Here is an 18,375-nt window from a genome sequence, read left to right as displayed (position 1 = left end):
TCATCCGGACGGAGCGGGCGCGGGGCCGGGCGGCGCGCCGGCGCGGCCGGGGTGCCGGTAGAACTCCACCCGCTCCGGCGGCAGGGGCGTGTTGCCGAGCACGAGGTCGGCGGCCTTCTCGGCGACCATCATGACCGGCGCGTAGATGTTGCCGTTGGTCACGTACGGCATCACCGAGGCGTCCACGACCCGCAGTCCTTCAAGGCCGTGCACCCGCATGCTCAGCGGGTCCACCACGGCGCCCTCCCCGACGCCCATGCGGGCGGTGCAGGAGGGGTGCAGAGCGGTCTCGGCGTCGCGCGCGACCCAGTCGAGGATCTCCTGGTCGGTGCGCACGGACGGCCCCGGCGACAGCTCGCCCGCGTTGAACTCCTCCATGGCCGGCTGGTTGAGGATGTCCCTGGCCACCCGGACGGCCTCGACCCACTCACGGCGGTCCTGGCCGGTGGACAGGTAGTTGAAGCGCAGCGCCGGCCGCACCCGAGGGTCGGGGCTCTTGATCTTCACCGAGCCGCGCGCGTCGGAGTACATGGGCCCGATGTGCACCTGGTAGCCGTGGCCGCCGGCCGGGGCCGAGCCGTCGTAGCGCACCGCGACCGGCAGGAAGTGGAACATCAGGTTGGGGTAGGCCACCTCGTCGTTGCCCCGGACGAAGCCGCCCGCCTCGAAGTGGTTGGTGGCGCCCGGTCCGCTGCGCAGGAACAGCCACCGCGCGCCGATCCACGGCCGGTTGCGCCACTTCATCGCCGGCTGCATCGACACCGGCCGCCGGCAGCCGTACTGGACGTAGACCTCCAGGTGGTCCTGGAGGTTCTCCCCCACGCCGGGCAGGTCGTGGACGGGCCGCACGCCCGCGGCCCGCAGTTCGCCGGCGTCGCCCACGCCGGAGAGCTGGAGCAACTGGGGGGTGTTGATGGCGCCGCCGCACAGGATCACCTCGCCGGCCCGCACGGTGCGCCCGTCGCATTCCACGCCGACCGCGCGCCCGCCCTCGAACAGCACGCGGGTGACCAGCGCCCGGGTCCTGACCGTCAGGTTGGGGCGCCGTTTCACCGGGTGCAGGTACGCCCGCGCGGCCGACAGGCGGCGCCCGCGGCGGATGTTCCGGTCGAACGGCGCGAAGCCCTCCTGGCGGTAGCCGTTCACGTCGTCGGTGAGCGGGTACCCGGCCTGCCGCACGGCCTCGAAGAAGGCGGTGAACAGCGGGCCGTCCGCCGGGCCGCGCTCCAGCGCCAACGGCCCGTCATGGCCGCGGAAGGCCGTGCCGGGGTCGGCGGTGCAGTTCTCCATGCGCTTGAAGTAGGGCAGGCAGTGGGCGTGGTCCCAGGTCTCCATGCCGGGGTCGGCCGCCCAGCGCTCGTAGTCCAGGGGGTTGCCGCGCTGGAAGATCATGCCGTTGATGCTGCTCGACCCGCCCAGCACCTTGCCGCGCGCGTGGTAGACGCGGCGGCCGTTCAGGTGGGGCTCGGGCTCGGACTCGTACTTCCAGTCGTAGAACCGGCTGCCGATGGGGAACATCAGCGCGGCGGGCATGTGGATGAAGACGTCCCAGGGGAAGTCGGAGCGTCCGGCTTCCAGGACCAGCACCCGGACGGACGGGTCGGCGGACAGCCGGTTCGCGAGAACGCATCCGGCCGAGCCACCACCGACGATGACGAAGTCGTACATGTAAGCCCTCGTCTCGCTCTCAGCGCCAATATCCCGGCATATGCGGAGAAATGGCGCGCGTTGCGTTGTAGCGATTGACGCACAAGGTTGCGGCCTGCGCAACCATCGTCGGGCGGCGGCGTAAATGGACGGCGGTACGCCGACCCCCTACAGTCCGGGGCTATGGGCAACGAATCCTCGGCCGGCGTGCAGTCGGTCGACCGGGCCATCAGCGTGCTGGAGATCCTCTCCCAGCGCGGCGAGGCCGGCGTCAGCGAGATCGCCGCCGAGATCGGTGTCCACAAGTCCACCGCCTTCCGGCTGCTCGGCGCCCTGGAGGCCAGGAACCTCGTCGAACAGGCCGAGGATCGCGGCAAGTACCGCCTGAGCTTCGGCGTCATCCGCCTGGCCGGCGGCGTCGCCTCCCGGCTCGACCTCACCCAGCAGGGACGCCCGGTCTGCCGCCGCCTGGCCGAGGAGATCGGCGAGACCGTCAACATCGCCGTCGTGCGCTCCCACTACGCGGTCAACCTCGACCAGGTGCGCGGCCCGTCGGCGGTCACCGCCTACAACTGGGTCGGGCAGCTCACCCCCCTGCACGCCACCTCCAGCGGCAAGATGCTGCTCGCGCACCTCGACCAGCGCCACCGCGACCGGCTGCTGGCGGCCGCGGGCCTGGCCCGCTACACCCCCGCCACCATCACCTCGGCCGACGAGCTCCTGCCCCAGCTCGCCGAGGCCAGGACGCGCGGGTACGCCGTCACCGTGGAGGAGTACGAGATCGGGCTGAACGCCATGGCCGCCGCCGTCCGCTCCTATGACGGGGAGGTCGTGGCGGCGGTCAGCGCGTCCGGGCCCGCCTACCGGTTCAGCGAGGAGCGCATGCACGAGGTGGCCCCGGTGCTGGTCGGCGGCGCGGCCGACATCAGCCACCGGCTCGGCTTCTCCGGCTGACCCGGGCCGGCCCCGCTCGGCTCGTCCGGCGACGCGGCCAGATCGGCATCTTCAGGCGCCCCGGGCCGGGCCTACCCGGCGGGCCGGCCCGGCGGCTCGAGGCGCCCGGCGACCCACTGGTGGAACTCGGCGATGTGGTGCTCGCTCGGCACCAGGACGCCGCCGAGCGCGTAGGCCCGCGAGCCCATCGCCGGCTGGCAGCGCTCGCACGCGTCGAAGTCCTGCACGTTGACCTTGTGGAACAGCTCGACCGACGGCCCGATGTCCCGGCCGCCGGCCACGACCTCCGGCAGGAACAGCCAGTCGCACTCCACCACCGTGCGGTCGGCGGCCAGCGGGAACATGCGGTGCACGATGGCGTGGTCGGGGACGAGGTTGACGAACACCTGCGGCCTGATGGTGATCGCGTAGTAGCGGCGGTCCTGCTCCCGGCTCACCGTCGGGATGCGGTCGACCCCCGGCGAGCCGTCCACCGTGAACCCCTCGACGCCGCCGCCGAACGCCGCGCCGTGGCCCACGAAGTACTGGGCGGCGTACCCGTCGGCGAACTCCGGCAGCACCGCGGTCAGCTCGGGGTGGATGGTCGCGCAGTGGTAGCACTCCATGAAGTTCTCGACGATGAGCTTCCAGTTGGCCCGGACGTCGTAGACGATCCTGCGGCCGACCTTCAGCTTCTCCACCCCATAGTTCTCGATCGAGGCCAGGTCGCCGAGCCGGGTCACCACCGCGCCGAGGACGTCCTGCTCGAAGGAGGGCGGCTCGTCGGCCAGGCACACCCACACGTATCCGAGCCATTCGCGCACATGCGCCGTGACCAGGCCGTACTCGACGCGGTCGATGTCGGGCATCGTGCTGAGGTTCGGGGCGGCGATCAGCGTGCCGTCCAGGTCGTAGGCCCAGGCGTGGTAGGGGCACTGGAAGGCCCGGCGGACCCGGCCGGACTCCTCGGTGCACAGCCGGGCGCCGCGGTGCCGGCAGACGTTCAGGAACGCGCGCGCCGATCCGTCCTCGGCGCGGCTGACGATGACGCTCTCGCGCCCCACCTGCACTGTGCGGAAGGCCCCGGGCCCGTCCAGGTCGTCGGCGCGGGCCGCGCAGAACCACATCGTCTCGAAGATCCGGCGCTGCTCCAGGGCGAAGACGTCCTGGTCGGTGTAGAAGCGGCCGGGCAGGGTGGCCAGCAGGCTGGGGGTGGTCACGCGCCGCTCCCCGTCCGCCGGGCCGCTGCCGGTGCGCCGATGTCGAGCCGGTGGGCCTCGCCCCGCGACGGTGCCGCGAGGGGGCAGGCGGGAATCACCGCGGTCACCCCTGAAGTTGATGATGACGGAACGGAACTCACTATGCGCAACAGACTGCGTCCCAGGTGGGCCGCTGTCAATACGCCCCGGCGACGCCTCCGCCTTGCCGCGTCTCACCTTGGGTGACCCCCGGCGGGTCACCCTGTGTGACGCCCGGCGGGCCTCGCACGGCTGGAGTGCGGGCGCGCGCTCCTTGCTCCGGAGCCACCTTCCTGTTACTCAGGCCCACCCGCCGCGCCCGTCGATCAGGCGCCCGCCGCGGCGCGCGATCCGGGAAAATGGCTCTCATGCGGCTCGAATGGCAGCTCTGGAGATATGTCGTAGTAGCCACACTTGTATTGCTGCCTGCCGCCGTCGCCGCGGCTCACCTGCTCGCCCGCCGGCGGGCGCGTCAGGGGCATCCCCACCCCGCGCGGACGGCCCGCGCCGATGTGTTCATCGTCGCCGGGACCCTCCCCTGGGTGTGGATGATCCTCACCCCAGGCACCGCTCCGGGCGTCAGCCTGGTGCCGCTGCGCGATCTCGCCGAGCTGGCGCGCGGGCCGTTCGGAGCGATGTTCGCGCAGGTCGGCGGCAATCTGCTGGTGTTCGCCGCGCTCGGCGCCCTGCTGCCGATCCGCTCGGCGCGCTTCGCCCCCCTCTGGCGGATCGGCCTGCTCGCCGCCGCGCTGTCGCTCACCGTCGAGGCGCTGCAGTACGGCCTGCGCCTCGGCCGAGTCTCCTCCGCCGACGACGTCCTGCTCAACACCGCGGGCGCCGTGCTGGCCGCGCTGGCGACGCGGCCGTGGCGGGCCGGCCGGACGGCGGCCGGGACCGGTCCACGGTAAACGAGGCACGAAAGACCCCGAAGATCACCACACGGGCACGATCCGCTCAAAAGAAGCACGGGACCAACCTGAGTATCTGTGCGATCGTGGACAAGGCGGGGCAAGTTCTCTGGAGACGCGGACCGCGTTGGTGACTGAGGGTGATAGAGCGTGATGCAATCCCCGGTACCTCACGACCCCCCGATCTATCGCCGCATCGCCGATCGCCTGCGCCAGGCGATCCAGGCGGGCGAGTTGCGCGATGGGGATCGCCTACCGGGCGAGAACGCCCTCATGGCCGAGTACGGCATCGCCCGCGCGACGGCACGGCAGGCGCTGTCGGTGCTCATCAACGAGGGCATGGCCGTGCCGCGCCGGGGCTCGGGGGTGTACGTGCGGCAGTTCCGGCCGATCCGCAGGCACGGCTCGCGCCGGCTGTCCCGCGAGCAGTGGGGGACGGGCCGGGCCATCTGGGACGGCGACGCCGGCGGCCGGCCGTACGCGGTGGACGATCTGACGGTCGCCCGTGAGACGGCGGACGAGGACGCCGCGCGGGCGCTCGGCTGCGACGAGGTCTGGGTGCGGCGACGGCGCTACTCCGTCGACGGCCGGCCGGTGCAGCTCGCGGCCTCCTGCTTTCCGGCCGAACTGGTCGCCGGGTCGGCGATCACGGAGCCGGACACCGGCCCGGGCGGGGTCTACGCGCGGCTGCGCGACCTCGGGCACGCGCCGGTGCACTTCACCGAGGAGGTGCGCGCCCGGATGCCCGCGCCGGAGGAGGCGGCCCGCCTCTCCCTGTCCGCCGGGACGCCGGTGATCGTCGTCTGCCGGACCGCGTACGCCGCCGGAGGCGCAGCGGTGGAGCTCAACACCATGATCATGGACGCCGCGTCGTACGTACTTCAGTACGACTTCGACGCCTGAGTCAAGGTGAAATGTCAAGCGTTAGGTTGACCTGTCCCACCCGAACATTGATTTCTCTAGAGATGTCCCGCAACGTGAAGGGGAAAGGTACCGACCTGGCCCCTCGCCGCGGGAAGGGTGGACGGGATGTCGTTCGACCGGCACCTCGCCGAAATCGCCCGGGAGTTCCCCGACTGGACGATCTGGAGGAGCGACGCGGGAAGGTGGTGGGCCACCCGGCACCACCTGCTCACCGAACATGAACGCGACGCGGGTGGCGCGATGACCATCGACGCCGACGACCCCGCCGGCCTGCGCGAGCGCCTGCTCGAACAGCGCCGGCTCATCCCCGGCCTCGACCAGCGGTCCGGCCTCACCGGCGAGGCGGGACCGACGCGGGCCTCCACCGGCCAGGGAGGGACCGGCGAGCCGGGCGCCTCCCCGGCGTGGGGATCAGGACCGCCCGGGGCCCCCGGCGAAGGGGACCCGGGCACGGCCGCCGGCGCCGCCGACCAGGAGAGCTGATCGGCGGGCGCCGGCATGAGGGAAGCGGAAACCTCCGACCCGATCGGGGGCGGAGGTTTCCGCCACCTCAGCGCTGGTGACCGCCGCCGGAGTGGACGTCGGAGTCCTCGAAGAAGCCGCGGATGCGGCCCTTCGAGGTCTCGTGGTCGTTGCCGCGCCGGGCGTCGTGCGCGTCATCGTCCCCCGCCACGACCTGAACGCTCTGCTGAGCGTCCCGGACGCCGCCGTCGGCGTCGAAGACCGGGCGCCCGAACACGGCGTCCTCCGGCTGATCGTCGCCATGGTGCCCGACGAGGCCGCCACGCGAGCCGCCGCGCGGAGCGAAGGCGTCCTGCGGGCCCGAGTGCGACGCGAAGACGTCCCGCGAGCCCTGCTCGGCCGGCGGGCCCTGCTCGGCGCCCAGGCCGTCCTCGTCGCGCCCGTGACGCTCGTCGCCCTTGTCATGCTCGCCGGCGCCCTCGGAGCCGTCCTGCGCGCTCTTGTGGCCCGCTTGGGCGTCCTCACCCTCGGCGGCGCCTCCCGGCCGCGCGGGGCCGTCGGGGCCGTCGGCGTCGTCCAGGACGACGCGGACCGCGTCGATCTCCTCGGCGGCCGGGGCCCCGCTCTGGTGAAGGTCCTCGGCCGAACCCACCGGCGGCGCGGGCGGCAGCACGGCGGCCTCGTCGATCAGCGCCCCCGCGTTCGCCTCGCGCCGCAGCAGGTCGGTCAGCACCGAGCCCATCTCGTTGAGCCGGCGCATGACCTCGGTGTGGGTGTCGGTGAGGAAGGTCACCCTCGTGCCGGTGTGCTCGTCCAGCGACGCCGCCCGCTGGCGCGCGGCCTTCAGCGTGGCCTCGGACTCGGCCTTGGCCGAGCCGAGCGTGGCCTCGGCCTGGGCATTGGCCTCCGACACCAGCCGCTCGGCCTCGTGCTGCGCGGCGGTGAGCGCGCGGTCGGCCTCGGCCCGCGCGTTGCGCAGCGTCTCGTCGGACTCGGCGCGCGCGGCCCCCAGGGTCTCCTCGGCGTCCGACCCGGCCTGGGCCAGCAGCCGCTCGGCGGCGTTGGTGGCCTCGGCCACCCGGCGCTCGGCCTCGGCCTGGGCGGCGGTGAGGATGCGCTCGGCCTCGGCCGCGGCCTCCTCGCGCACCTTGGCGGCCTCGGTGTCGGCCGTCTCGCGCTTGGAGATCGCCTCCTCCTCGGCGAGCTTGAGGATCTGGCTCAGCCGCTGGCCGAGCTCGTCGTAGTCCTGCGGGGCCTCGGCCAGGCGGCGGCGGGCCTCGGCGAGCTCGACGCGGCCCTGCTCGGCCTGATCGATGGCGCGTGCCAGCCGTTCCTCCAGGTCACGAATCTGGTTGCGCGTTCGGACCATGTGATCGTGCACCTGGCGGCGGCTGTATCCACGCATCACCACCTCGAAGCCGAGGTCCTCGTGCATCATGTCGGGGAAGCTGTCGTGCTGGTTCGTCATGGCTGAGCCCTGGGGGTCTTGAATCGAGTGGGGGTCGTGCTTCGGTCACGTCACGTCAGGACACGACTTTCCTGCCATCTGCCCAAGTCCGCAACCCGAACGCCTGACCTGTTGCGGTCTGATGAGCGCCTGTCGCCGGTAAGGCGGGAAACCGGCCGAGCCGCACGTGAGATCATCGATGACATGAGCGAGCGGCCCCTCTCCGGTCCGGGCACCTCCCGGGCCGCGCCCTACATCGCGGCGCTCGGCGAGGCCGTGCCCGCCGTCCACCCCGAGGCCTACATCGCCCCGACGGCCGTGGTGGTCGGCCGCGTCCGGCTCGGGCGGGGCACCAGCGTCTGGTACGGCTCGGTGCTGCGCGGCGACGCCGAGGCCATCGAGGTCGGCGACGAGTGCAACATCCAAGATCTGTGCTGCCTGCACGCCGACCCCGGCCTGCCCGCCGTGCTGGAGGACCGCGTGAGCCTCGGCCACCGCGCCGTCGTGCACGGCGCCCGCGTCGAGAGGGGCGCGCTGGTCGGCATCGGCGCGGTCGTGCTGAACGGCGCGACGATCGGCGCGGGCTCGCTGGTCGCGGCGGGCTGCGTGGTCACCCCCGGCAAGAAGATCCCCGCCGGGGTGCTGGTCGCCGGGGTGCCGGGGAAGATCGTGCGCGAGCTGACCGACGACGACCGGGCGGGCTTCGCCCGCACGCCCGACACCTACATGGCCAAGGCCGCCCGCCACCGCGCCGCCTCTCCTCTGCCCCCCGGAGCCTGAGCCGGCCTCGTCGCGCCGGGGGCGGACCGGGGTGCGACACCCGGGTCCCCGTGACCTGCCCCCAGTAGCATGGCGGCCGTGCAGTGGGACCCTTTCGAGGCGATCGAGCGGGATGTCCGCGCCATGGTCGCCGACCCGCGGTGGGCGGACGTCCCCGCACCCACGCAGGCGCAGGCGATGGCCGCGCGCCTGCTGCGCACCCCCGACGGCGCCTGCTGGCTGTTCGGGACGCACGCCCGCTGGCACCGCCACGACGCCCAGGACGGGCTGTGGCACCTGTCGGCCCCGCCCGCCGCCCCGCGCGTCCGTGCCGCCGCGACCCCGGCCCACCCGGCGCCGCCCGTTCCGCAGGACCTGCTGCCCTCCGCCGCCGACCTGGCCTTCGACCGCGGCTCCACGCAGGCGTTCGTCGGCCCCGACGTGCCGCGCGACATGACCGAGCGCATACGGGCTCTGCTGGACGTCGCCCGCGCGGCCAGGGAGGAGGAGGCCCCCTTCTCCACGGGGCCGCTGCGCGAGGTGTTCCACCCCGACGTCACGGCCCCGGTCGCCGCGATGTGGGGGACGATCATGTGGTGCGCGTACGCCCCCGCGTTCGACGGCAACGAGGTGCTGCTGTCGATGTTCGGGGAGTTCCTCTCCCGCCCCCTGCCGGGCGACGACTGGGTGCGCTGGCTGCCCGCGATGCCGCTCTCGGCGCTGACCGCCCTCTACATCGAGCGGCTGGCGCGCGGGGCGGGCGCGGCGGTGCGCGTGGCCGGGCAGCTCGCGGGCACCGCCCGCGTGCTGCTCGCCGACCCCCGCTTCGCACCCCGCGCGGCCGCGCTGCTGGCGATGGTGGAGCCGCTGCGGGCGCGGCCGTGGCTGGACCACCCGGCAGGCGACGCCGAGGCGGCGCGGCGGGCGTGGCTCGCGCGCTGCCCGCCGCATCTCGGGGGCGCCCTTGAGGCGGAGTCCTCGCCCGGCCGGCACCTGCGCCACATGCTCTACGACCTGGTGGAGGCGCTGTCGTTCGTGGAGGTCCACGGCGCCGACCCGCGGGCGGTGGCCGCCTCGCTGCTCGCCGCGGACGTCCAGGCCGTGGCGCCGGGCGTGGCGCCACAGCTCTATCCGTGGCTGGATCCGGAGTTGCGGCGCGCCTTCCACGCGGCGCTCACCGATCCGGGTCACCCGTTGCGGGGCTGCTGGCCGCGGGACGGCGAGCCGCCCGCCCCGCTTCGTCCGCCCGACCGGGCCTCGGCCGCGGCTCTGCTGGGAGCCGGTTACGCCGCGGGGCTCGCCTGGTGCCGTGTCACCGGAACGGCCCCGCCGCCGCGCGGCTTCCCCACGTCCTCGGCCACGGTGACCTGCCTGATCCACGAGCGGGACGACCCGGCGCCCTCCGTCCCAGCGACCTCAGCGGAATGGATACGCCACTCCTGATCCCGCGGGCCAGATCTAAACGGTTTATAGGGTTATTTCCTGCTTACCTCGCGTATATCATTCCCCGCCCCCTGATCTGCGGATTTGACGGAATTGTGATCTCGGAACGGGGAAATGGTTCCACGGGGACACGGGCGGGTGTGACGAATGGTCCCGATGGGCCATGTCGTGGAAAGCCACCCGGCCGTAACCTCGAAGAGGGTGTGGGCTGCGGAAGGAAGGACGACGCGGTGGGGCACGATTATCTGGACTCAAGGGTCCATGACCGTGTCGCGTTGGACGAGATCGCGCTCTACGCGGAGGTGCTCAGCGCCGTCGCTGTCAGCGAGCGAGAGCTGACGTTGGATGAGCTCGACAACGCGCTCGGGTTGCGGACTTCGGTGAGCCACTGAAGTAGCTCTCAGAACTGGTCCCGGACTCCCCCGGAGTTCGGGACGGTTTTGTGAGCGGGCCCCTCGAGCCCCCCTCACGCGTCCCCTGCGGACTAGTCCACCCGGGCCGTGCGCCCACCCGCCGCACTAGCCTCACCCGTCCCGCGGACGGCCGCGTGGACGACGCGCGGCGCCTCCGGCCGGGCTCCCCCACCCTGGACCGGGCGGCCCTTGCGCGGCGGCGCGTGCCGGTCGCCGGCCCGGCTAGGAGCGCACCAGCCGGGCGATGGCCGCCGACGCCTCCTTGACCTTCTCGTCGGCCTCCGGCCCCCCGGCGTCGATGGCGTCCCGCACGCAGTGCCCGATGTGGTCCTCCAGCAGCCCCAGCGCCACCGCCTGCAGAGCGCGCGTGGCCGCCGACACCTGGGTGAGGACGTCGATGCAGTAGGAGTCCTCCTCGACCATGCGCTGCAACCCGCGGATCTGGCCTTCGATGCGCCGGAGCCTGGTCAGATAGGCCTGCTTGTCACCGCTGTACCCATGCATACCGTCCACGATACCTGTTCGGGGTATGGCTCCCGCGCTGCTCAGACGCGGGCTCTCAGGCCCTCCACCAGCGACTCCCAGCGGGCGGCGATGGCCGGCGCGGCGTGCTCCGCGGCCGACTCGCGCGCCCCCGCCGCCAGCACCATGCGCCGGCGCTCGTCGTCGATCAGCGCCAGCAGCGCCGAGGCGTACGCGCCGATCTCGCCCTCGCCCGAGGGCACCAGCACGCTGTCGCGGCCGGGGGTCACGAACTCCCCGAACCCCCGGGCGCCCTCGAATCCCACCACCGGGACGCCGCAGGCGAGCGCCTCGATGACCGTCATGCCCGGCGTCTCGGCATGGGAGGTGACGGCCACGATGGACGCCTTGGCGAACTCCCCCTGCAGATCAGGGGTGGTGCCCATGAAGTACACGTTGTTGTGCAGGTTCAGCTCGCCGACCAGCGCCCGCAGCCGCTTCTCCTCGGGGCCGCCGCCGTACAGGCGCAGCCGCCAGTCGGGGCGCTTGTCGGCCACGATGGCGAACGCGCGGATGAGCCGGTCGAACGACTTGCCCGGCAGCCACCGCCCGCCGGCCGAGACGATGCGGTTGTCCATGCGCGAGCGCGGCCAGGGCGCCGGCGGCAGCGCGTCGGGGACGACGAGCACCGGCGGATCGCCGGCGCCGTCCAGCAGGCGGATCATCTCTTCGCCGGTCGCCTCGGTGGAGGCCACCACGGCGTCCAGCTTGGGATAGAACCGCCGCACGGGCGCGGGCACCGCGGGGCGGCTCCACTCGCGGGCGATGCGCAGGGTCTCGCGGGGGACGTGCCGGGCGGCCTGGACGCTGAGGCCGGGCCTGGTGGTCACCAGCACATCGCCGCGCAGGCCGCGCAGAGTGCGCCACAGCGCCACCTCGGTGCGCATCTGGCCGCGGGGCAGCAGATGGCGCACCCCAGGGCGCGCGTCGATCAGCCAGCGCAGCGCGATGCGCGGGTCCACCGGGAAGAACGGCGCCTCGCGCACCCTGCGGACGCTGATGATCTCGACCTCGTGGCGGCCGGCCAGCTCGGTCGCGAGGTTGAGGACCGCGCGCGTGTCGCCGCGCATGCCGTACGCGGAGGGGACCAGAAAGCAGATCTTCACCCGCCCACCTCGAGACGGAGCTCGTCGTCCACGGTGTAGCACGGCCGGACCGGCACGCCGTCGACGCTGGTGTCGGGATACTGCACGCGGCGGCGCTTGCCGTCCACATCGTCGATGCGCGCCCCGAGCGGCAGCGGCGTCTCCAGCCCGTCCACCTCCAGGGACGGGGCCCACAGCCCCTCGTACTCGGGCGTGGCCGCGATCACGTCGCACAGCGACAGCGCCGCGTGGAAACGCACGCCCTGCACGGTGGCGGCGGCGGTCACGGCCGTGTCGGGGCCGGAGGTGCTGCGCAGGGCGAGGCGGGCGGTGCGGTGGGCGTCGTCGTCGTCGAAGCCGGTGTAGGCCAGCAGCCCGGTGACCTCGAAGCGGCCCTCGCGGAACCACACCGCGCGCACGTCGGCGACCGGCTCGGCGGGGGAGATCTTCAGCGCCAGGTAGCCGTTGAGGGTGCGGTAGGCGCGGTAGGCCATGGTGCGGCGGCTCAGCGCGTAGGCGTCCAGCCGGTCTAGTGAGAAGCCCGGATCGACGCAGTGCATGCGGGTGCGCCGGGCGGGCTCGCCGTCGCCGGGGCCGCCGTCGTGCTCGAGGTAGGTGTCCCACCGGCCGGGGGCCAGGCCGAGCGGGGTCAGCGACACCGCGACCGAGGCCTCGCGCGCCTCCGCTCCCGGCGTGCCGAGCACGACCTTGGCCTCGCTTCCGGTGCCCCGCTGGCGCAGGACGAGCCGCGTGCCCTCGGGGAGGGGGTGCTCGATGGACACGCGGAGGGAGAGGACGTCGGCCAAGGTGACCTCGGCATCGGTAACGACAACGCGCACCGTAGCCCCTCCCCGTCGATTGAGCCCCGCGCGTTGAGGTTACCGTGATTTCCCCGTTATGTGGAGAAAGGTTTTCCGGCCCCGCCTACCACCGGATGGGCAGGGCCGTTTCCGCAGGTCACGTCCCGGGTCGAGCGGCGTCAGGCCGTGACCGGCCGGCCCTTCACGGAGGTGACGAGGAGCTGCGCGACGTCGACCACCTCAAGGGACTCCTTGGCCTGGCCGTTGTTCTTCTTCTCGTTGATGGCGTCGCCCAGCATGACCAGGCAGAACGGGCACGCGGTCGAGACGGTGTCGGGGTCGGTGGTCAGCGCCTCGTCCACCCGCTCGGTGTTGATGCGCTTGCCGATGCGCTCCTCCATCCACATGCGCGCCCCGCCCGCGCCGCAGCAGAAGCCGCGGTCCTTGCAGCGGTGCATCTCCTGGGTCTGGACGCCCGGCACCTTGGCCATGATGTCGCGCGGCTGGGCGTACACCTTGTTGTGGCGGCCGAGGAAGCACGGGTCGTGGTAGGTGATCTTCTCCTCGATCGGGGTGATCGGGGTGAGCCTGCCCTCCTCGACCAGCTTGGCCAGCAGCTGGGTGTGGTGCACCACCTCGAACATGCCGCCGAGCTGCGGGTATTCGTTGGCCAGGGTGTTGAAGCAGTGCGGGCAGGTGGCGACGATCTTCTTGACCCCGGCCTCGTTCAGCGTCTCGATGTTCTGCTGGGCGAGCATGTTGAACAGGAACTCCATGCCCAGGCGGCGGGCCGGGTCGCCCGTGCAGGCCTCCATCGGGCCGAGCACGCCGAACTTCACCCCGGCGATGTGCAGCAGCTCGGCGACCGCCTTGGTGGTCTTCTTCGCGCGGTCCTCAAGGGCTCCGGCGCAGCCGACCCAGAAGAGGTACTCCAGGTCGTCGGGGACCTTCTCGTCGATGACCTGGACCTCGATGGGGTCGACCTCGCGCGCGGCCAGCTCCTCGATCCACTCGGCGCGCTTCATCTCGGACACGCCCCACGGGTTGCCCTTGTTCTCGAGGTTCTTGAGCATGACGCCCGCCTCGGAGGGGAAGCTCGACTCGATCATGACCTGGTAGCGGCGCATGTCGATGATGTGGTCGATGTGCTCGATGTCCACCGGGCACTGCTCGACGCACGCGCCGCAGTTGGTGCACGACCACAGCACGTCGGGGTGGATGACGCCCTCCTCGCCGACCAGCGGCTTGCCCGCCAGGGCCAGGACGTCCTCGGGCAGGTTCGCCCGCTCCTCCTCGGTGGCGAGCAGGTACGGGGCGATGGCCATGGCGTGGTCGCGCTGGTCGAGGATCAGCATCTTGGGCGAGAGCGGCTTGTCGGTGTTCCACGCCGGGCACTGCGACTGGCAGCGGCCGCACTCGGTGCAGGTGTAGAAGTCGAGGAAGCCCTTCCACGTGGTGTCCTCGATCTTGCCCCGGCCGAAGACGTCGGTGTCGGGGTCGGCCTCCTCGAAGTCGAGCGCCTTGCCGTTGCTGCGCATCTCGGGCACCGCGCCGAGGCCGTCGGGGCGCCGGGAGAACGCCACGTTCAGCGGGGCGGTGAAGATGTGCAGGTGCTTGGAGTTCACCACGATGACCAGGAACACCAGCATGACGCCGATGTGCAGCAGCAGACCGGCCTTCTCCAGCAGCTCGTTGGCGCCCGCGCCGAGGGGGCGGAGCAGGGCGGCCGCGGCGTCGGAGGCGAAGGCCCCCGACCGGTAGGGGAAGTTGCCGGTGTTGACCGCCGCGCCGCGGAACAGGAACAGCGACCAGATCACGTTGAAGATCATGAACAGGATGAGCCACGCGCCGCCGAGGTGGGAGCCGGAGAAGCGCGACTCCCGCCCGAGCTTCTTCGGCGAGTTCCTGACGCGGATGACGGCGAAGGCGGCCAGGCCGGCCAGGCAGGCGACGGCGATGAGGTCCTGGAGGAAGCCGAGGACCGGCCAGGTGCCGACCAGCGGGATGTGGAAGTCGGGCCTGCCGGTCACCGCCCCCTGGATGAGCGCCCCGTACGCCTCCAGGTAGACCGTGGCGAGGATCACGAACGCCCAGAACACCACGAAGTGCGCGACGCCCGACGGCGTCCACTTGAGCAGCTTCCGCTGGGCGAACACCTCGACGAGCTGCGCCCTGAGCTCGGCGCCGAGGTTCTCCTTGGCGTACCGCACCCGCTCCGGCGCGGGCTGGCCGCTGGTGGCGAGGCTGTAGAGCCAGCGCACGCGGCGACCTGCGAGCGTGACCGCCACGGCGGTCATCACCAGCCCGATGATCGCTACAAGGAGCACGGGTCCTCCAAACTATGGCGTCGGCTGCCCAGCGTAGACACACCGGTCATCCACGGTGACGGCATGGCCAACCCGAATGATACTCGCCGGTAACTTACCGCCGGTACGCAGGGGCCGGACATCCTTGGTGGACCCGATGCTAGAACAATGCTCTGGATAATGCTCTGCCGATCGCCGGTCAGTCGTCGCCCAGATAGCGCTGGAGCGTCGGGGCCAGGATCTCCACCAGCTCGTCGATCTCGGCCGAGGCCAGCGGTTCCAACCGGAGGACGTACCGCATCAGCACCACGCCAAACATCTGCGCGAACCCGACCTCCATGCGCACCGGCGAGATGCCGAGCCTCTCCACGACCCGGTTGAACACCGCCATGGTCATGAACTCGCGGATGGTCACCAGCACCTGGTCGTTGGTCATCGCGCTGCGCAGGATGGCCAGGATCGGCTCGCGGTTGGCGGGGTCGGCCGTCATGGTCAGCAGAAACCGCACCAGCCGCTCGCCGATCTCCTCGCGCGGCCCTTCGAGGATGAGGGGAATGATCGTGCCCGGGTCGACCGGCAGTTGCATCGCCTCGACGAAAATGCCCTCTTTGGTGTCGAAGTAGTGGTGGACCAGGGCCGGATCGACCTCGGCCTCGCGCGCGATGCCCCTGATCGTCGCCTTGTCGTACCCCTTCTCGGCGAAGATCTTCCGCGCGGCGGCCACGATCTGGCCGCGGGTGTCCGCCGAGCCGCGCCGCCGGCCCGGCCGCCGGCCGCCGGAGGCCGCGCCCTCGGCGCCCGCCTTACGCGTGGCCTCGGCACCCGGCTTCCGCGCGCCCACGGCGCCCGGTTTGCCCGTGGCCTCGGCGCCCGGCTTGCGCGTGCCCTCGGCGCCCGGGTTCCGCGCGCTTTCGGCGCCCGGCTTGCGCGCGCCCGCGGGTTTGCCGTCCGCGCCGACCTCGCCGGCCACGCTCACCTCGGCCCCCCGCGGGGGTGACCGGACGTTCTGTGACTCATGCCCCCCATGGAACCATCACGCGTTCGAGGAGGCGGCGAAGTGGAGCCGCGCGAAGGCCAGGCCCTCGGCCAGATCGTCGATGCGCTCGGTGCGCCCGGCCGCCTTGCGCGTGTTGATCTCAAGGACGATGAGGCCGCCGTACCCGGCGGTGGCCAGGCGTTCGAGGATGCGCGCGCAGGGCTGGGCACCCCTGCCCGGCACCAGGTGCTCGTCCTTGTTGGTGGTGCCGACGCCGTCGGCCAGGTGGAGGTGCGCCAGGCGGTCGCCGAGCTTCTCGGCCATCTCCAGCGCGTCGGAACCGGAGACGGCGGTGTGCGAGAGGTCCAGCGTGACCTGCGGGTAGTCCTGGTCGATCGGGTTCCAGCCTGGAGAGTAGGGGACCACCTCGGTCCCGCGGGCGCGCAGCGGGAACATGTTCTCCACCGCGAAGACCACGTCGGTCTCCTCGCGGATGCGGGCCAGGCCCGTCTCGAAGTCGCGGGCGTAGTCGCGCTGCCACCGGAACGGCGGGTGGACCACGACGGTCTGCGCGCCGAGACGCTCGGCGGCCTTCTGTGCGCGCACGAGCTTGGCCCACGGGTCGCGGCCCCACACCCGCTGGGTGACCAGCAGGCAGGGGGCGTGCACGGCCAGCACCGGGACCTGGTAGTGGTCGACGAGCCGTTCGAGCACGTCGATGTCCTGGCTCACGGGGTCGGCGCCGACCATGACCTCGACACCGTCGTATCCCAGGCGCGCGGCCAGCTCGAAGGCGTCCGGAGTGCGCTCCGGATACACCGACGCGGTGGACAAGGCGATCTTGGCGTTCGGGACGCGGATGACGTCGGTCACAACTGCCAGCCTAAGCCGGGTCACGTCCAGGTGGCGCTCCGCAACCCGCGATGGAAGCAGGATCACAACGGTCCGGGGGACATCCTGCCTGGTCTACGGTGTCCCCATGGCGCGGATCGTCGAGGGGGCCATACCGAGCCCGAACATCTGGAACTCCCCCCGCACCTACGAACTGGAGAACCGCGCCGTCGATCCCGACGGGGCGGTCGACGCCGCCATCTCGGCCCTGCGGCCGTGGACCGGCGGCGTCGTGCTGGACATCGGCTGCGGCACCGGCTACCACCTGCCCGGCTACGCCGCCACCGCGAGCAAGGTCGTCGGCGTCGAGCCGCACTCGGGCCTGGCCGCGCTGGCCGCCGAACGCTGCCGCGACCTGGACCGCGTGTCGGTCCGCACGGCCACCGCCCAGGCCCTACCGGTGCCCGACGCCTGCGTCGACGTGGCGGTGGCGCGCTGGGCCTACTTCTTCGGGCCCGGCTGCGAGCCCGGCCTGCGCGAGCTGTCGCGGGTGGTCCGGCGCGGCGGCGCGGCGTTCGTGGTCGACCTGGACGCCACCCGCGGGGCGTTCGGCGACTGGTTCAGCCGCACGGTCCCCTCCTACTCCGCGCAGGACGTCGAGGCGTTCTGGTCGCGCCAGGGATGGCTGCGCCGCGAGCTCGACCTGCGCATGGTCTTCACCTCCCGCGCCGACCTGGAGGCGGTGCTGCGCATCGAGTTCGCCCCCGCCGTCGCCGAGGAGGCCATCGCGCGCACCCCCGGGCTGGAGCTCGACTACCCCAACGTCCTTCGCTGGCGCCTGTACTGACCCGGCCTCCGCGCCCGCGGCGACCCCTGGCCGGGACTGCCGGGCTTGACCTTGACGTTGGCGTCAAGGGTTAGCGTGAGCGCGGATCAGGGAGGGCCGATGCGCATCGGAGAACTGGCGAGGCGGGCGGGGGTCAGCACGCGGGCGCTGCGCTACTACGAGCAGCAGGGGCTGCTCGCGGCGCGGCGCGCGACCAACGGGTACCGGGAGTACGACGAGTCCGACCTGAGGCTCGTCACCGAGATCCGCTCGCTGCTGACCGTCGGGTTCACGCTGGAGGACGCCCGCCCGTTCGTGGAGTGCCTGCGGGCCGGCAACCGGTCCGGCGACGCCTGTCCCGAGTCCGTCGAGGTCTACCGGCGAAAGCTCGCCGAGATAGACGACCAGATCCGCACCCTGCTGGCGCGCCGCGCCGAGGTGGCGGCGCAGTTCGCCGAAGCGTGCCCGGGATGCGCGCTGAGAACCGGAGGAGCACGATCATGATCACATTGACCGCCGAGAACTTCGACGAGCAGGTCCTGCGCAGCGACAAGCCCGTGCTGGTGGACTTCTGGGCCGAGTGGTGCCCGCCGTGCCGCATGGTGGCCCCCATCCTGGAGGAGATCGCCGCCGAGTACGGCGACCGGCTGACCGTGGCGAAGATCAATTTCGACGACCACCCCGAGATCGCCTCCCGTTACGGGGTGCTGGGGCTTCCCACCCTGAACCTCTACCGGGACGGCGAGGTGGTGCGCCAGGTGATCGGCGCCAAGCCCAAGCGGCTCCTGCTCGCCGACCTCGAAGGCGAGTTCTGAGCCTCCACCTCGGGTGACGCGACGGGCGCCGAGGGACGGG

18 protein-coding genes are annotated in these 18,375 nt (G+C 72.2%); 9 read left to right on the top strand and 9 right to left on the bottom strand.

The annotated features are described in order from the left end of the window. Nucleotides 1-1,668, bottom strand: a complete 1,668-nt coding sequence (gene betA, locus ABZT47_RS21070; RefSeq protein WP_354844417.1) for a choline dehydrogenase — start codon at nucleotides 1,666-1,668, stop codon at nucleotides 1-3. Between the two features lie 162 nt (nucleotides 1,669-1,830). Here betA and ABZT47_RS21065 point away from each other — a divergent pair, with 162 nt between their 5' ends. Then, nucleotides 1,831-2,601 (top strand): IclR family transcriptional regulator, encoded by a 771-nt coding sequence (locus ABZT47_RS21065; protein WP_354844414.1) that lies wholly within the window; start codon nucleotides 1,831-1,833, stop codon nucleotides 2,599-2,601. 71 nt (nucleotides 2,602-2,672) lie between these two features. On the opposite strand, the gene ABZT47_RS21060 is transcribed toward ABZT47_RS21065, so the two are convergent. Continuing rightward, nucleotides 2,673-3,800 carry an aromatic ring-hydroxylating dioxygenase subunit alpha gene (locus ABZT47_RS21060; protein WP_354844411.1) on the bottom strand — a complete coding sequence of 376 codons (1,128 nt, stop codon included), beginning with the start codon at nucleotides 3,798-3,800 and terminating at the stop codon, nucleotides 2,673-2,675. Nucleotides 3,801-4,186: 386 nt separating this feature from the next. On the opposite strand from ABZT47_RS21060, the gene ABZT47_RS21055 reads away from it, so the two are divergent. The 3 genes from ABZT47_RS21055 (at nucleotide 4,187) to ABZT47_RS21045 (ending at nucleotide 6,133) form a co-directional block, all read left to right on the top strand. Beyond that, nucleotides 4,187-4,726, top strand: coding sequence for a VanZ family protein (locus tag ABZT47_RS21055; protein ID WP_354844408.1), 540 nt, complete (start codon nucleotides 4,187-4,189; stop codon nucleotides 4,724-4,726). A gap of 153 nt (nucleotides 4,727-4,879) precedes the next feature. Further along, nucleotides 4,880-5,629, top strand: coding sequence for a GntR family transcriptional regulator (locus ABZT47_RS21050; protein ID WP_354844637.1), 750 nt, complete (start codon nucleotides 4,880-4,882; stop codon nucleotides 5,627-5,629). 126 nt (nucleotides 5,630-5,755) lie between these two features. Next, nucleotides 5,756-6,133: a hypothetical protein gene (locus tag ABZT47_RS21045; RefSeq protein WP_354844405.1), complete on the top strand. Its 378-nt coding sequence runs from the start codon at nucleotides 5,756-5,758 to the stop codon at nucleotides 6,131-6,133. Between the two features lie 67 nt (nucleotides 6,134-6,200). Here the strand turns inward: ABZT47_RS21045 and ABZT47_RS21040 are convergent, their stop codons facing one another. Further along, a complete protein-coding gene (locus ABZT47_RS21040) occupies nucleotides 6,201-7,580 on the bottom strand; it encodes a hypothetical protein (RefSeq protein WP_354844402.1) in 1,380 nt (459 codons plus the stop codon). 183 nt (nucleotides 7,581-7,763) lie between these two features. Here ABZT47_RS21040 and ABZT47_RS21035 point away from each other — a divergent pair, with 183 nt between their 5' ends. Beyond that, nucleotides 7,764-8,339 (top strand): gamma carbonic anhydrase family protein, encoded by a 576-nt coding sequence (locus ABZT47_RS21035; protein ID WP_354844399.1) that lies wholly within the window; start codon nucleotides 7,764-7,766, stop codon nucleotides 8,337-8,339. Nucleotides 8,340-8,408: 69 nt separating this feature from the next. Next, complete coding sequence (locus tag ABZT47_RS21030) at nucleotides 8,409-9,761, top strand: hypothetical protein (protein WP_354844396.1); 1,353 nt, start codon at nucleotides 8,409-8,411, stop codon at nucleotides 9,759-9,761. 635 nt (nucleotides 9,762-10,396) lie between these two features. On the opposite strand, the gene ABZT47_RS21025 is transcribed toward ABZT47_RS21030, so the two are convergent. From ABZT47_RS21025 to ABZT47_RS21000, 6 genes are all read right to left on the bottom strand, one after another. Continuing rightward, on the bottom strand, nucleotides 10,397-10,678 hold the full coding sequence (locus tag ABZT47_RS21025) for a metal-sensitive transcriptional regulator (RefSeq protein ID WP_354844393.1): 282 nt from the start codon (nucleotides 10,676-10,678) through the stop codon (nucleotides 10,397-10,399). A gap of 41 nt (nucleotides 10,679-10,719) precedes the next feature. After that, nucleotides 10,720-11,802: a glycosyltransferase gene (locus tag ABZT47_RS21020; protein ID WP_354844390.1), complete on the bottom strand. Its 1,083-nt coding sequence runs from the start codon at nucleotides 11,800-11,802 to the stop codon at nucleotides 10,720-10,722. Then, nucleotides 11,799-12,620, bottom strand: a complete 822-nt coding sequence (locus ABZT47_RS21015) for a hypothetical protein (protein ID WP_354844387.1) — start codon at nucleotides 12,618-12,620, stop codon at nucleotides 11,799-11,801. The genes ABZT47_RS21020 and ABZT47_RS21015 overlap by 4 nt, the downstream gene beginning before the upstream one ends. Nucleotides 12,621-12,760: 140 nt before the next feature. Continuing rightward, nucleotides 12,761-14,908 (bottom strand): heterodisulfide reductase-related iron-sulfur binding cluster, encoded by a 2,148-nt coding sequence (locus ABZT47_RS21010; protein WP_354844384.1) that lies wholly within the window; start codon nucleotides 14,906-14,908, stop codon nucleotides 12,761-12,763. A 178-nt stretch (nucleotides 14,909-15,086) separates the two neighbouring features. After that, nucleotides 15,087-15,863, bottom strand: coding sequence for a TetR family transcriptional regulator (locus ABZT47_RS21005; RefSeq protein ID WP_354844381.1), 777 nt, complete (start codon nucleotides 15,861-15,863; stop codon nucleotides 15,087-15,089). Between the two features lie 57 nt (nucleotides 15,864-15,920). After that, complete coding sequence (locus tag ABZT47_RS21000; protein ID WP_354844378.1) at nucleotides 15,921-16,736, bottom strand: sugar phosphate isomerase/epimerase; 816 nt, start codon at nucleotides 16,734-16,736, stop codon at nucleotides 15,921-15,923. 106 nt (nucleotides 16,737-16,842) lie between these two features. Between ABZT47_RS21000 and ABZT47_RS20995 the strand changes: the two genes are divergently transcribed. The 3 genes from ABZT47_RS20995 (at nucleotide 16,843) to trxA (ending at nucleotide 18,335) form a co-directional block, all read left to right on the top strand. Continuing rightward, the gene (locus tag ABZT47_RS20995; RefSeq protein ID WP_354844375.1) at nucleotides 16,843-17,541 is read left to right on the top strand and encodes a class I SAM-dependent methyltransferase; all 699 of its coding nucleotides are present in this window, start codon (nucleotides 16,843-16,845) and stop codon (nucleotides 17,539-17,541) included. A gap of 99 nt (nucleotides 17,542-17,640) precedes the next feature. Further along, nucleotides 17,641-18,024 (top strand): MerR family transcriptional regulator, encoded by a 384-nt coding sequence (locus ABZT47_RS20990; RefSeq protein ID WP_354844372.1) that lies wholly within the window; start codon nucleotides 17,641-17,643, stop codon nucleotides 18,022-18,024. After that, a complete protein-coding gene (gene trxA / locus ABZT47_RS20985) occupies nucleotides 18,021-18,335 on the top strand; it encodes a thioredoxin (RefSeq protein ID WP_354844369.1) in 315 nt (104 codons plus the stop codon). Before ABZT47_RS20990 ends, trxA begins: the two co-directional genes overlap by 4 nt. Nucleotides 18,336-18,375 lie beyond the last annotated feature (40 nt).

This window comes from Sphaerisporangium sp. NPDC005289 (assembly GCF_040607455.1).
In the GTDB taxonomy this organism is placed as follows: Bacteria; Actinomycetota; Actinomycetes; order Streptosporangiales; family Streptosporangiaceae; genus Sphaerisporangium; species Sphaerisporangium rhizosphaerae.
This window is presented reverse-complemented; position numbering and strand designations above follow the sequence as displayed.

Bases quoted from the DNA above. Each gene is read 5' to 3' on its own strand.
- ABZT47_RS21030 (WP_354844396.1), top strand. From the start codon at position 8,409: ATGGCGGCCGTGCAGTGGGACCCTTTCGAGGCGATCGAGCGGGATGTC.
- betA (WP_354844417.1), bottom strand. From the start codon at position 1,668: ATGTACGACTTCGTCATCGTCGGTGGTGGCTCGGCCGGATGCGTTCTC.
- ABZT47_RS21035 (WP_354844399.1), top strand. From the start codon at position 7,764: ATGAGCGAGCGGCCCCTCTCCGGTCCGGGCACCTCCCGGGCCGCGCCC.
- ABZT47_RS21045 (WP_354844405.1), top strand. From the start codon at position 5,756: ATGTCGTTCGACCGGCACCTCGCCGAAATCGCCCGGGAGTTCCCCGAC.
- ABZT47_RS20995 (WP_354844375.1), top strand. From the start codon at position 16,843: ATGGCGCGGATCGTCGAGGGGGCCATACCGAGCCCGAACATCTGGAAC.
- ABZT47_RS21040 (WP_354844402.1), bottom strand. From the start codon at position 7,580: ATGACGAACCAGCACGACAGCTTCCCCGACATGATGCACGAGGACCTC.
- ABZT47_RS21055 (WP_354844408.1), top strand. From the start codon at position 4,187: ATGCGGCTCGAATGGCAGCTCTGGAGATATGTCGTAGTAGCCACACTT.
- ABZT47_RS21065 (WP_354844414.1), top strand. From the start codon at position 1,831: ATGGGCAACGAATCCTCGGCCGGCGTGCAGTCGGTCGACCGGGCCATC.
- trxA (WP_354844369.1), top strand. From the start codon at position 18,021: ATGATCACATTGACCGCCGAGAACTTCGACGAGCAGGTCCTGCGCAGC.
- ABZT47_RS20990 (WP_354844372.1), top strand. From the start codon at position 17,641: ATGCGCATCGGAGAACTGGCGAGGCGGGCGGGGGTCAGCACGCGGGCG.
- ABZT47_RS21025 (WP_354844393.1), bottom strand. From the start codon at position 10,678: ATGCATGGGTACAGCGGTGACAAGCAGGCCTATCTGACCAGGCTCCGG.
- ABZT47_RS21050 (WP_354844637.1), top strand. From the start codon at position 4,880: ATGCAATCCCCGGTACCTCACGACCCCCCGATCTATCGCCGCATCGCC.